This is a genomic window from Alicyclobacillus sp. TC, from assembly GCF_016804365.1.
GTDB lineage: Bacteria > Bacillota > Bacilli > Alicyclobacillales > Alicyclobacillaceae > Alicyclobacillus_I > Alicyclobacillus_I tolerans.
Window position 1 is genome coordinate 1,464,172 of the sequence record NZ_CP044434.1, and the last position, 12,553, is coordinate 1,476,724.

The following is a 12,553-nucleotide window of genomic DNA, read 5'->3' on the forward strand; positions in this document are numbered from 1 at the left end:
GCAAACTTCCCCATCCCTCATTCTTTTTTGTATGCGAAACCATGTGCGAAATAAAATTGTCCCCATAGCTAACTAAAGAACCTTTTTTGACAGATTTGACACTCCAATCCTGTCCATAGAATTTCATTTATTCACCTACGTCCTCTTTTTGATTCGGCGCCTTTGGCAGATGCGCTTCCATGCGCTGAAGCATCTGTTGCAACCAATCTTCTGTCGGTCGTTCTACATTCCCAGGGTGATCAAGTATATCGGGATCGTGCAAGAAACTTTTCATATCTTTGAGAACTGCATGATCGCCACTTACCGAACCGAATCCTTGATTGGTTTTTTTATAACTCCGAAAATGAGATGGCCAATTATTGCCCATATTGAGACATGATGCTCCTTCTATTTGTCCAATTCGCAGTGTACCTATGGCAAATGTCGGGGAAAAAAACTCACGCATACGTTCTCTACCTTCTTTTTGACTGTGGATGAGACCCATCACTGGAGAAACGGTAACCGCTGCCAGTTGCAAATACTCTTCCTTCATAATCCTGATGCTCAGTCTTTGAATTCAGAGGCTTGGCTTCTGTCTGGTCCACCCAATGAGAAGAAGCTAAATTCTCTATGGATTTTGGAGATTGTACAACACGTGGACTAAAATTATTGCCTAAATTTAGCGATCCACTTAATTCTTGTACATCGATACTCTCTAGCTTAAAAATCAGTTCGTCAAAATTTGCTTCATTAATGTGAAGTTCTTGAATATTTACGCGAGATGATTCGCGATTCAACAAACTTTGCAAAATATTTTTCAGTTCTTCTTGCTGTTGTTTAATCTCGTCTAATTGCGCTTTGGTGCTACGCTTCTTTTTCCACAGCATAGACGTCCACCACCTTTTCGCCAATTGGCCAATGAATGGGACAAATACGCTTGCTGCGTGTCCATGCCATGATTAATCTATGCCCGCGTCCTTGAAAATAGGACAATTGAAACTTAAAGTACTGTCTTACTTCTTCCAAACAGGGCTGAATAGTTTTGAAAACTGCAGAACGCATGTGAATATAAAACGGCGCGGTTGTCATATTGACTAACCGCACCATCCAAATCATGTTTGTTCAACTCATATCCACTCAACACTTGCTAAAACCGCAAGCTTCACATTCATAACAGCCACCTGTACGAATCAGCGTATGTTGGTGACATTCGGGACACCAGTCTTTGGCAAGCGTATACGTGCGCAACTCACTCTGCACCAACGCTTCTTCTGTTACAGTAGCTTCTAAAGCATCCAGACTTGACCCTTTTAAGCGACGCAACGGAAAAGTCTCAGCGTGCTGAATCAACGACTTGGCAATAGCATCAGGTACTGAAGTGATACGATTATCTCCAAAGCCAACTGCGTTAGATCCGCCAATGCCCGAGAAGTGCTTGACCAGTTCCGCCTCCTTATTCGGATTAGCCGAATCGCGAAGATAAAGAGTAATAGCTCGACCTAAAGCCTCGTTTGCCGCATAGACGTCCGATCCAGCTTTACCAATATTGACAAACATCTCCACCGCCACATGCTCTGTCGGATCGTCATTAATTGTAATAAAAGCTTTACCAAGCGGTGTATTTTTGCGATACGTGGCTCCATATAGAACATCCGGACGCTTGCGCTTTCGGTAACCTGTAGCTGCCGCCGCTTCTACACTTGCTCCTTCTTGAGGGAAAACTTCACTTTCCATCTTTGTCTCTTCTTCTTTGAGAGACAGCACCTGTTCCGATCGCGAACCATCACGATAAATGGTAATTCCTTTACAACCAACCTCGTAAGCCAAATCGTAAAGTCGTAATGTATCCTCAATGGTATATGAATGGGGAGCATTACATGTTTTCGAAATGGAACTATCAATCCATTTTTGTAAAGCACCCTGTACGCGCACATGATCTTCCGGAGCGAGATCCATCGCGGTCACAAAATAATCCGGCAACTCTTGATTGGGATGCTTTTGATGAAACTCATTAACAATCTCAGCACTTTCCTCAAACATCCCAAGTCGAGAATTGCGGAAATAAGACCAGGCATAATACGGCTCGCAACCTGTCGAACAACCAACCATTGTACCTGTAGTTCCTGTAGGAGCAATTGTCATCGTGGTGACATTGCGAACACCAAATTGACGAATAGCCTCTACAACATGAGGTTTTTCACGCGCCATCTGTTTCATATAACCGGATGCCAGAAATTTATCTGCGTCAAATGCGGGAAACGGTCCATTTTCTTTAGCCAACTCAACAGATTCTAGGTAGCACCATTCAGCCATCAATCCCATCAAAATATCTATAAATTTGACTGAATTCTCCCCACCATAGCGATATCCACAATAGAGCAACAAATCATGCAACCCCATAATGCCAAGTCCAACACGTCGCTCCCGCAACTGATTCTGTCGATTAGCCTCAAACGGATAATAAGTTGCATCGATAACAGCATCCTGAAAACGAAGCCCAGTACGCGTTACCCATTCCAAATCTTCCCACAAAACGTGATGGAGAAGAAATTCTGCTTCCGAGTCCGAAAAGTGCTGGCGAAGCAACGATAGAATATACTGTTCTTTTTCCTTGTCAGCGAATTCATGTCGTTCGGCAGTATCGCGGAATCCGACAGCAAATTTGCTTAATACAACCGCCCCTAAATTGCAAATGCCGTTTGCAGGGAGTGGTTGTTCACCGCAAGGGTTTGTCGCTACTAAAGGATTAAAATAATATGAATTGGATAAATGATTAGCGCGCCCTAAAAAGACAACTCCCGGTTCAGCAGACTTCCAAGCTGATACACATAATTCTCGCCATAATTCCTCGGCTGGCAATTCTTCTGTAATCTGCAGAGTACCTCCATGGCCTGCCCAGGACTCGAAGTCCCCATCAAATTGCGTCATATCTGCGAGAGGTACAAAGCCAAGTGACCATTGTCCTCCTGATTTACGGGCTTCCATAAACTGTTCAGACACACCAACTGAGATATTGGCTCCCGTAATGACACCCTCTACCTGCTTGCAACGAATAAATTTTAAAATATCTGCGTGTCTGTCGTTCAATATCAACATCAGGGCTCCACGTCTAGAGCCGCCCTGCAAGGTCAACTGACACCCTACACTCATAATTTCTCCCACGCCTACCGGACCAAAGCCGTAACCAAACACCTCATTGCCCTTGTCATAGAGTAATCCCCACGAATAGGCGCCTGAAGAACGGCCATTCACACCTCGCACATAACTGTAGCGTGGCCGTAACGATGAAAGATTAATTGTCACACGCTTTCCGTCACCCATTTTTTCCCACATATCACCCAATGTAGACGCAATCGTCCCCCGCTGATCTCCAGGATAAAGGACACTTCCAACAACATCGCTAAGAATTTGTACACCGCTATACAACAATTCGTCATAGAGCTGACGAGCATTGACGGTCTCCAAGTCAATTATCGGTAAGCCAGCTGCCAACCAATCCTCAATTCGACCGTTCCACAATTCATCGTATCCTTCTACTGAAGTATCAGGAAAAACAAACGTCCAATTCGCTTCTTCTTCCACAGCCCGCAAAAATTCTTTATTCACACGTACCACTTTCGTACTGTTGGGATATTCTGTTGCCAAAAAATCTCGAATGTCTGCATGCCAAATATCCAACATTAACTGTAAATGCGTATTGCGTTTCTCATTGGAAACAGGTACTAAGGTTCCCTGAGGAGGAATACGAGAAAGATTCATTCCAACCCCGCCTGATCGGGCTTGAATTTCTAGAGTCTGTCCAAACGATTCTGCATAATCGCGCGGTGTAGGTCCCACACTGGGAATGACAAAACAGTTGTAACTGGTCGTCTTCATTCCTGTTCCCATAGAAGCATTAATGCGCCCGCCTGGAACATATCGCCAGCGACTCTGCAACTGATAGAAATCTTCCTCAAACTTACCCGGTTGCAGCGTGACGCTTGCAGCGCCGCGTGCAATTCGCCGCCACATTTGGCGCGGGGCCGTTTCAAGCAGTACATCTACCTGCTGTACAGGCAGTTCTTCCCGAACCCCATCCCGCAGTTCAACAACAACCTGGGATTGATCGGATGAAATCGAAACAATACGCGCCAACTCATGATAAGCACGTTTTTTATCCAGCACTGCTACAACTAGAGATCCTTCCGCTAAGGATTCCTTCCTGACATCCTTCATCAGGTAACGATCAGCCACAATTCGTTCACCTGTAGCATGCAGCCAATCCTCATCTGTAAACGGAAGCATACTTGTATCCTTTGTAACACTCACCCGGCATTCTCCTCTGCTCCATGCTTGTCTAAAAGTTATGTAACATTTTTCTCCATCAACGCAAGCACTTCTTTGGCAAAAGTCTCCACATCACGAAACTGGCGATATACACTGGCGAAACGGACATACGCCACTCCATCAATCGACCGCAATTCTTCCATCACTCGCTCACCAATGGCAGATGAAGGTACTTCCCGTTCGTATTCAGCCCGCAAACTCTGTTCAATGTGCGTGACAACTTCATCAAGCTTATCGGCAGAGATAGGGCGTTTCTCACAAGCACGTTGCAACCCGCGATAGAGCTTGTCCCGATCAAATTCTTCACGCATTTTATCTTTCTTGACAACCACTAGAGGCCGTAATTCCACGCGTTCCCAGGTTGTGAAACGTTTACTGCATTCCACATTGACACACTCTCGTCTTCTGCGGGTTGCTGAATCTTCTTCGCTCGATCTCGATTCGATAACACGGGAATTTTCGCTACCACAAAACGGACAGCGCACAGCTTTCCACTCCTTACATCTCAGTAAAAACCAGCGGGGAGCCACTCAAATGGACACTATATATAGTGCGATGATGGAAACACCGACGATTATAAACCCTAAATATAGCGTGCGCAAGAATTGACAAATTTCAACTTTTGAGATCCAATATTTCTGCAGAAATTTCCGCCACCGAAGAAAATGTCTGCAAATTCCCTGAAAGATGGCCATAAATCCTCTGCCAGTCCTGCATTTCTCTTGCATTTAAATGCACGCCGCTCTCTACCCAAAAAGTGCGGATGCCAGTGGTAAGACCAGCCGCAATATCTGTCCAGAGATTATCGCCAACAATCAATGTTTCTTCAAGAGAAACGGCATAGCGTTGACTTGCATAGTGAATCATATAAGCGTTTGGTTTACCCACTGTTACTGCTTCCACACCACTCGCAATAGATACAAACGCTCCAAGCGCTCCATTCCCTGGTTGAAAGCTGCCGCCTTCGAGCGGAATACGAATATCTCCATTGGTCAGCAACAAACGTCCCGTAAGCGCAGCAATACGACTCAGACGTCCCAAAGACTGATAAGTTGCGTCCATATCCAATCCAATCACAGCGGCAGTAAACGATTCCCAATGAAACTGTTCCCATTTTTCATGGCCAGCATAAAATGGGATAAATCCTGCTTCAAGAAGCGCCTGGCGCAACCCGTTTTTTCCTATATACGCCACATGGCTACCTTTCTCCAACCGCCACTCTGCACTTAAAAAAGCTGCCGCCGCTTCTGCGGCGGTGCAAACTTCATCCGAATTCGCAAAGATACCTAAAGAACGCAGGTGATTGGCAGTTTCCTCCGGAGTACGAGTGGCGTTATTCGTAAAAAACACTGGCTTTATCTTTAATTGACGCAACCGTTCTACAAACTCTGGAGCTCCAGATATGACTTGTTTTCCGCGAAAAAGGGTCCCATCAAGATCTAACAAAGCTAACGAAATTCCTAAACCAGCTTTTTTCTCTTTTTTTGGATGCATGTTTTCTCCCTCCACGCATCCATCATGGACGAGACTTCCTAGCCGCGCAAGTCACTCTTCTATCGACATCCGATTCATTCACAATTGACAACTTATCGCATAGATGCCATGTTTTTACCTTTTGCCCAGACATCCGGAGGCGTGAACTGCCGTAAGGCAACCGCCGTTTCCCTAAGCCAATGCACTCGTTGGCGTTGCCACTCCTGAAGCAATGTTTGCCATTCAGAATATTGTTTTCCTTCCGATACTTGAGGCAAAAAAGTCGATATGGCTCGATCCGCTCCACGCGCAACATAAATAGCCATCACCGTCATTTGCAGCAACAACGGTGTATAATGAACCGGATCGGTCGTAGCGTAATGCAATCGAGTCAATGAGCCAGCTGCAAGATCTCGATAGTAACTGGACGCTGCTAGTGATGTGTAAATATTGGATTGATTTGACATCTTTTCTCCAACTGGTGTTTGCAGCATCTCTTCAAAAATGGAGCAGAATACTTGATGTGCGTAAATGCTGTGTTTAATATTCTGCAGCGCTGGAGCGTAGGTGGATTCAACTGCATAATCCATGGCGCATTCCTCCAAATTTTTTCAGGCCCATGCTAGGCACAATTCATTTATATGTCACGGCTCATACACAGGTGACAGAAGGAATTGGTCAGCGTGTATGCGAAATCTAGACAGACGAGAGGCCATGATGATCAATGTAAGATTGCAAAATGCAAATGGGGTGCACGATTGCAAAATTTACTACCTTGGCAACAAATCAGCCAACATGTATGGCAAATAGACGTGCCAACAAACACATTGCCGCCTGAATCAAGCACAAATCTTTATCTCATTGCTGACGCAGGTTACGGTTTATTGGTCGATCCAGGTTCTAACCGTCCAGAAGTTGGGCAAACCATACAAGCAATCTCCGACCAATTGCGTATTGAGCTATGGATCGGAGTGATGGCGACACACTACCATCACGACCATACGGACGGACTTGGACTGTTGTCGAAAAGGTTAAATTGTCCAGCGTATCTCCACAAACTAGAAATTGACAAATATTGCGCAGAACATTCGGGGGAAATGAGACCGCTAGAACTCCCTGACAAGTTTCAATGGGCATCCATCGAAGTGAGCATTCAACATTCGCCAGGTCATACACACGGGCATGTTTATGTACAGATAAATCCAGATAACGTAATTTGCGTTGGAGATCATCTCAGTGCCACAGGCACAGTTTGGGTTGGCCCTCCCGACGGTCACATGGACGATTTTTATGAATCACTGGAATGGCTTATCCAAGCAGAAGGGAGACTGGCTCTACCAGGACATGGACACCCCATCTCCCATCCACAACTGGCTGCTCAAACAATGTTGGATCGGCGATTGCAGCGAGAACAGGACATTTTAAAACTGTTGGTGTCAGGAGAAAAAAGTTTGGACGATTTGCAAATGGCTCTCTATCCAAACTTGCCTACCGCGGCCAAAATTTTTGCCAAACGCACCCTACTCGCGCACCTTGTTCGTCTTGAATCGACAGGAGAAGTAAAGCGCTCATTTTGTCCTAAAAATAAATCCACTCTATTTTTTAGAACAGGAAACTACTAGGAGGATTTCTTGTGTCATCAGTACAGTCCATCGGATCGAACAAATGGAAAACTGTCCTAAACACCCGCCGCATAGGCTGGTTCATTTTGATTGTCGCCCTTTTATTCCGAGTTGGCAAAGCTTACGCCACAAAATCCATTCCTATCTACGGCGACATGGTTCACTACAACCATTCGGCATTATTTTTGCTGCTACACCATGTATACACCTATTGGGGGAGCGGACCTGCTGCACAAATCACCCCAGGTTATCCACTTTTTTTAGCTGCTATGTACGCTGTAGGTCGTCTCTTCAGTTCCAATGTTCATGTATGGATTCATATGGCGTTAATGGGTCAGGCTGTTTTGTCAGCCTGGAGCGTTTATTTACTATATCGACTGTCTCTCCGTTTGACTCCTGCTTGGGGAGCGGTACTCGCTGCTCTGCTTTTTCTGACTTACCCAACAGCCATATGGAGTCCGCTGACTTTACTTACTGAAACACTTTATGTTTTTACACTGTTGCTTTTTGTGACCGCCTTTTTTCGTGCACTCGAAAAACCATTACTCAGACGTTTTTTTCTTGCTGGACTCTTGCTCGGCTTATGCACCCTTGTACGACCGACTGTATTTCCACTCATCATCGCTCCAGTTTTACTGTTCTTACAATCCGCGTACAGACGGCAGATGGGTCGAAGCTTGCGCAACTGGGCTATTTATGTCATCGGATTTATCTTGTCAATGTTTCCCTGGTGGATTCGCAATGAAGTTGTCTTTCACAAACTTATTTTGACAGATGAAGATGCAGGAAATCCTCTGCTGTATGGAACCACAAGGCGCTTTTTGAACGATCCGGCGCTTGGACGCGGCCTATCGCCAAAACAACAAGAACACCTTGCTCTTGTACGTATAGGTCAACAGTTTGCTCATCATCCATGGCAATCATTACAATGGTATACGGTGGACAAACTACAACTGCTCTTTTCTACGCCATGGTACCTTGGTCAGCCATCCCATACGTTCACAGGCCACTTATTGAACTTCTGGTTACACGCTCACTTAGTTTGGGTTATTCTTGGAAGTATAGGTCTAATATTGGGATTACAAAAATTAATGGGACGTTGGCTTACAGCATTGGTTTTCTATTTTGTTCTTGTCCAACTGCCATTTATTCCAATTAATCGATATGTATATCCTGTCATGCCATTTTTCTTTATTGGCGTAGCCTATTTCTTGTACTTTGCCTATACTCGTGGTCAGAGACAACTTTTAACCAACCAACAAAATAGGAAAGACCCGCAGGATGAAGACAAAACATGGGGGCTCAATACGTAATGAAAGTAGCTGTACTTATTCCCTGCTATAATGAAGAATTGACCATCGATAAGGTCGTTCGAGATTGGCGCAAGGCGCTGCCTGAAGCAACCGTATACGTGTACGACAACAATTCCCGCGACAATACTGCGCTTATTGCTAAAAAAGCAGGAGCAATTGTACGCCGAGAGACGCGTCAAGGAAAAGGCAATGTCATTCGTTCCATGTTTCGAGATGTCGATGCTGATATTTATGTCATGATTGATGGAGATGATACCTACCCGGCCAGTGCCGCACGAACTTTGATGCAACCTATTCTGGATAATGAAGCGGATATGGTCATTGGAGATCGACTATCGAACGGATCTTACAGTGCTGAAAACAAACGCCCTTTACACGATTTTGGAAATCGTATGGTACGTTCCCTGATTAATCGTCTATTTGATTCCAATCTACGGGATATTATGACTGGGTATCGTATCTTTAACAGACGATTTGCCAAAACCATGCCCATTAAAAGTGAAGGGTTTGAAATTGAAACAGAGATGACGTTGCACGCTTTGGACAAAAATTTTCGCATTGTTGAAATTCCGATTGATTATCGTGATCGGCCAGAAGGCAGCGTTTCCAAATTGAATACATTTCGCGACGGGATACGCGTATTAAAAACAGTTTTTCGCATTTTCAAAGACTATCGACCACTTGCTTTTTTTACTGCTGTGGCCCTCATCTTCTTTGTTTTAGGTTTAATAGTGGGTATCCCAGTCATCAGCGAATTTATCAGCACACATCAAATTGCCAAAATCCCATCTGCTATTTTGGCAGTCGGTCTGATGATATTAGCAACTAATTCCTTAACTTGCGGCTTTATTCTGGATACCATAGTCAGTCAACATCGCGATGAATACGAGTTGATGCTTAACCAACACGCTTGGCAACATCCTTTATTTGAAGAGAAAGAGAGGATACATTGGTGAATTATTTATTGATTCTCTGCAATATCATCTTGCTGGTTGGAGGCCAAACGCTATGGAAAATTGGCATCGGAAAGCAACATCTTGACAGTTTAAAAGCAGTCATTTTGGTCATGTTTTCCCCTTGGGTGATTGCGGGTCTCGTCTTATATGTGATTGCTACAGTGATTTGGATTTATTTATTATCCAAAATGTCTCTCTCCCTCCTGTATCCTATGCAGAGCTTGGCATATGTAGCAGCAATTCTAGTTTCTATCTTTATTTTTAAAGAACACGTATCTGCTTGGCGTTGGGCAGGAGTAGCGGTCATTTTAGCTGGTGTGTCACTTGTTGTAAAGTAAGAGAAATCACAATCCATGATTTCTCTTACTTTACAAATCCATCTATCCAGCTTATCCAAATCAAATATGAACTTCTCCTGTGAAAACCTCTACTGCCTCTCCAGTCATCAAAACTCGTCCATTCCGAATCTCAATACGCAAATCTCCACCAAGCAAATGAACGGTAACTTGCTCAGCCAAAAGTCCTGCAGCTACTCCTGCAGCCACACTTGCACAGGCCCCAGTACCGCAAGCAAAAGTAATTCCAGAACCTCGTTCCCAAACACGAAAATCTAGTTCATACGGTGTTTTTGGCGTGACAAACTCAACATTGGTCCGATGAATAAAACTCGGATGATGTTCAATTTTTGGGCCAATCTCCTCAACAGGATACTCTTTGGCATTCTCGACAAATTGAACAAAGTGTGGGTTACCAACGGACACCAAGTACCCTGAATAAATGTCACCATTAACCTCTATACTTGCGCGTCCTGCACGATCTGCTTCACCACGAAACCCGACTGCTTCTGGACCAAATTGGACAGTCCCCATATCCACTGTTACGCTGGGAACGTAACCCTTTGCGTCCGGATATACTGTTGCGTCAACTATGCCTGCTTTGGTCTCAATCTGAAAATTCGTTTGTCCGTGCACATAACCGTGCTCATAAGCGTATTTGGCGACACAACGAAGACCATTACCACAGTTTTCTGCTTCAGAGCCATCTGCATTAAAAATGCGCATACGTATATCAGCACGCTGAGAAGGGCCAATTAAAATCATTCCATCAGAACCAATCCCTTTACGAACATCACTTAATTGAACAGCCAAATCAGAAAGTTGATAGTTGGTCAGTTTTTCCTCAAACTCAGATATATAAATGTAATTGTTGCCGAGTGCATGCATTTTAGTAACTTTCATCGATTCTCTCCCCCATGAATCATTCAGCAATACTTTACACGATATCAACCGCATCATAACCTCATTATTGACTCCAATTCAAACCGATGCAAGAGGAAATGCACTTGCATAGAACAATCGCAATGTGCTATAATTTTCACGTTGTCTTTTCGTAATTACATGCGGCCATGGCGGAATTGGCAGACGCGCTAGATTCAGGTTCTAGTGGGGGCAACCCCGTGGAGGTTCAAGTCCTCTTGGCCGCACCAATTAAACCCTAAGGCTTTTGAGATAAGTACTCAAAACCTTAGGGTTTTTAGATGTAAGAAGTTGGCTATTGGATATAAATGCAAATGAAAAATGATATGTTAACAACATGACAAATCATAAAGATTTTTTAATATTCCACTTTCGTACACTGCCTGAAGCAAAAATCCCCCCCAGTCTTCATGTTCAGTCAGCATTTCAATGGAACAGACTACAAAATCAAACTAACCGCAAACAAAATTTATGATAAAAGTTTTAGAAAACTAAAAATCGAGCAAACTGATTTCCATGACATCTCAAAAGGAGTTGAATAATCTTGACGATGAATGAAAATTCCAATGAAGAATATCGTTTTGCCAATATTCCCACAAATCTGCTTGAGAAAATTCGTCAACTTGAAACTGAACTTGCTGCTGAATTAGACGAATCGATTGTCCTTTTAGCATACGAGAAAAAACATAGAAATCGTTTGCAAGCATGATCCATTTCTCTATTCAGGTCATCACCTGAATAATGGGTTAGAAATCCAGTCGCTTGCAAACTACTACTTTTCTTTCTATGATTGAATAGATCACAGTTTGTAAGCTTGGAGTGGGTACAACATGAGAGAGTATTTATTAGAATTTTGGACGGATAGAAGGGTTATGTTTCTTTCACTTGTTTTTATCGCATCAATTATTCTCACTTTCTCCCTTCACCACTCACTGAAGCTATGGATCGCCTTCCTATCTGGTGCTGTTGCTTGGTATTTTATTGAATATATCGTACATCGTTTTATTTTACACGGTATTCTCTCTAAAATTATGCCTAGAGCCTATGAGGGGCACGTCCGGCACCATACGCATCCTGAAGAGATGAAAACTCTGCTCACCCCTAATCAATATAATATTCCAGGCTACCTAGGCATTTTTTTACTATGCATATGGATTTCGCATTCCTTAGATATCAGCTTTGCCTTTTTAATGACACTGTCTATCTGTCAACTTTATTATGAATGGTCTCACTTTGTTTCCCATCGACCCATCGTGCCACTTACACCTTGGGGAAAATGGATGAAAAAATTTCATCTTCTTCATCATTTTCAAAACGAACATTACTGGTTTGGTGTTACCAACTCTACTTTGGATGCACTGGTAGGAACCAGTCCCGATCCGAAAATAGTAGAGCGTGTTTCATCTGCAGATAAAAATCGCTATCGATATAGAGACAAGAAAAAAAACGTCCCTATTGAAAATCAAGATGGTTACACCGCCCAGTCCAGTGAAGCGCCATCCAATTTATAATGGAAATCGTCACATTAACTAGAAGGGCTACTCAGCTAGCCCCTTCTTTAGTTTAATTTCAGAAAAAATTGCTGTAGGCCTCATCAGTATGATTTCATCGAATTCGCCCCCAGCATC

The 12,553-nt window shown here is 43.7% G+C and carries 14 protein-coding genes and 1 tRNA gene; 7 read left to right on the top strand and 8 right to left on the bottom strand.

The window, feature by feature from the left end:
• Positions 1 to 127 precede the first annotated feature (127 nt).
• From FY534_RS07175 to FY534_RS07205, 7 genes are all read right to left on the bottom strand, one after another.
• Positions 128 to 517, bottom strand: a complete 390-nt coding sequence (locus FY534_RS07175; protein WP_238413437.1) for a hypothetical protein — start codon at positions 515 to 517, stop codon at positions 128 to 130.
• Entirely contained in the window at positions 453 to 866 is a 414-nt protein-coding gene (locus tag FY534_RS07180; protein WP_203114124.1) for a hypothetical protein, read from the bottom strand. The genes FY534_RS07175 and FY534_RS07180 overlap by 65 nt, the downstream gene beginning before the upstream one ends.
• Complete coding sequence (locus FY534_RS07185) at positions 844 to 1,095, bottom strand: hypothetical protein (RefSeq protein WP_072873107.1); 252 nt, start codon at positions 1,093 to 1,095, stop codon at positions 844 to 846. The genes FY534_RS07180 and FY534_RS07185 overlap by 23 nt, the downstream gene beginning before the upstream one ends.
• Positions 1,096 to 1,116: 21 nt before the next feature.
• Positions 1,117 to 4,263 carry an adenosylcobalamin-dependent ribonucleoside-diphosphate reductase gene (locus FY534_RS07190; protein WP_203115563.1) on the bottom strand — a complete coding sequence of 1,049 codons (3,147 nt, stop codon included), beginning with the start codon at positions 4,261 to 4,263 and terminating at the stop codon, positions 1,117 to 1,119.
• A gap of 59 nt (positions 4,264 to 4,322) precedes the next feature.
• Entirely contained in the window at positions 4,323 to 4,790 is a 468-nt protein-coding gene (nrdR, locus tag FY534_RS07195) for a transcriptional regulator NrdR (RefSeq protein ID WP_072873106.1), read from the bottom strand.
• A gap of 130 nt (positions 4,791 to 4,920) precedes the next feature.
• A complete protein-coding gene (locus FY534_RS07200; RefSeq protein ID WP_072873105.1) occupies positions 4,921 to 5,799 on the bottom strand; it encodes an HAD-IIA family hydrolase in 879 nt (292 codons plus the stop codon).
• Positions 5,800 to 5,891: 92 nt separating this feature from the next.
• Positions 5,892 to 6,368 (bottom strand): hypothetical protein, encoded by a 477-nt coding sequence (locus FY534_RS07205; protein ID WP_072873104.1) that lies wholly within the window; start codon positions 6,366 to 6,368, stop codon positions 5,892 to 5,894.
• Positions 6,369 to 6,536: 168 nt separating this feature from the next.
• On the opposite strand from FY534_RS07205, the gene FY534_RS07210 reads away from it, so the two are divergent.
• From FY534_RS07210 to FY534_RS07225, 4 genes are read left to right on the top strand one after another with little or no spacing between them, the layout of a single operon-like run.
• A complete protein-coding gene (locus FY534_RS07210; protein WP_203114125.1) occupies positions 6,537 to 7,400 on the top strand; it encodes an MBL fold metallo-hydrolase in 864 nt (287 codons plus the stop codon).
• Between the two features lie 11 nt (positions 7,401 to 7,411).
• Complete coding sequence (locus tag FY534_RS07215) at positions 7,412 to 8,713, top strand: glycosyltransferase family 39 protein (protein ID WP_203114126.1); 1,302 nt, start codon at positions 7,412 to 7,414, stop codon at positions 8,711 to 8,713.
• Positions 8,713 to 9,669, top strand: a complete 957-nt coding sequence (locus FY534_RS07220; RefSeq protein WP_203115564.1) for a glycosyltransferase family 2 protein — start codon at positions 8,713 to 8,715, stop codon at positions 9,667 to 9,669. The genes FY534_RS07215 and FY534_RS07220 overlap by 1 nt, the downstream gene beginning before the upstream one ends.
• Positions 9,666 to 10,007 carry an EamA family transporter gene (locus tag FY534_RS07225; protein WP_072873100.1) on the top strand — a complete coding sequence of 114 codons (342 nt, stop codon included), beginning with the start codon at positions 9,666 to 9,668 and terminating at the stop codon, positions 10,005 to 10,007. The genes FY534_RS07220 and FY534_RS07225 overlap by 4 nt, the downstream gene beginning before the upstream one ends.
• 60 nt (positions 10,008 to 10,067) lie before the next feature.
• Here the strand turns inward: FY534_RS07225 and dapF are convergent, their stop codons facing one another.
• On the bottom strand, positions 10,068 to 10,907 hold the full coding sequence (gene dapF, locus FY534_RS07230) for a diaminopimelate epimerase (protein WP_072873099.1): 840 nt from the start codon (positions 10,905 to 10,907) through the stop codon (positions 10,068 to 10,070).
• A gap of 161 nt (positions 10,908 to 11,068) precedes the next feature.
• On the opposite strand from dapF, the gene FY534_RS07235 reads away from it, so the two are divergent.
• From FY534_RS07235 to FY534_RS07245, 3 genes are all read left to right on the top strand, one after another.
• Positions 11,069 to 11,155: transfer RNA gene (locus tag FY534_RS07235), tRNA-Leu, on the top strand.
• Between the two features lie 314 nt (positions 11,156 to 11,469).
• Positions 11,470 to 11,634, top strand: a complete 165-nt coding sequence (locus tag FY534_RS07240; RefSeq protein WP_203114128.1) for a hypothetical protein — start codon at positions 11,470 to 11,472, stop codon at positions 11,632 to 11,634.
• 121 nt (positions 11,635 to 11,755) lie between these two features.
• Entirely contained in the window at positions 11,756 to 12,436 is a 681-nt protein-coding gene (locus FY534_RS07245; protein WP_203114129.1) for a sterol desaturase family protein, read from the top strand.
• Positions 12,437 to 12,553 lie beyond the last annotated feature (117 nt).

What these genes read in the sequence shown, in the direction of transcription:
- FY534_RS07245 (WP_203114129.1), top strand. Translation starts at nt 11,756, where the DNA reads ATGAGAGAGTATTTATTAGAATTTTGGACGGATAGAAGGGTTATGTTT.
- dapF (WP_072873099.1), bottom strand. Translation starts at nt 10,907, where the DNA reads ATGAAAGTTACTAAAATGCATGCACTCGGCAACAATTACATTTATATA.
- FY534_RS07185 (WP_072873107.1), bottom strand. Translation starts at nt 1,095, where the DNA reads ATGATTTGGATGGTGCGGTTAGTCAATATGACAACCGCGCCGTTTTAT.
- FY534_RS07220 (WP_203115564.1), top strand. Translation starts at nt 8,713, where the DNA reads ATGAAAGTAGCTGTACTTATTCCCTGCTATAATGAAGAATTGACCATC.
- FY534_RS07190 (WP_203115563.1), bottom strand. Translation starts at nt 4,263, where the DNA reads ATGCTTCCGTTTACAGATGAGGATTGGCTGCATGCTACAGGTGAACGA.
- FY534_RS07200 (WP_072873105.1), bottom strand. Translation starts at nt 5,799, where the DNA reads ATGCATCCAAAAAAAGAGAAAAAAGCTGGTTTAGGAATTTCGTTAGCT.
- FY534_RS07205 (WP_072873104.1), bottom strand. Translation starts at nt 6,368, where the DNA reads ATGGATTATGCAGTTGAATCCACCTACGCTCCAGCGCTGCAGAATATT.
- FY534_RS07180 (WP_203114124.1), bottom strand. Translation starts at nt 866, where the DNA reads ATGCTGTGGAAAAAGAAGCGTAGCACCAAAGCGCAATTAGACGAGATT.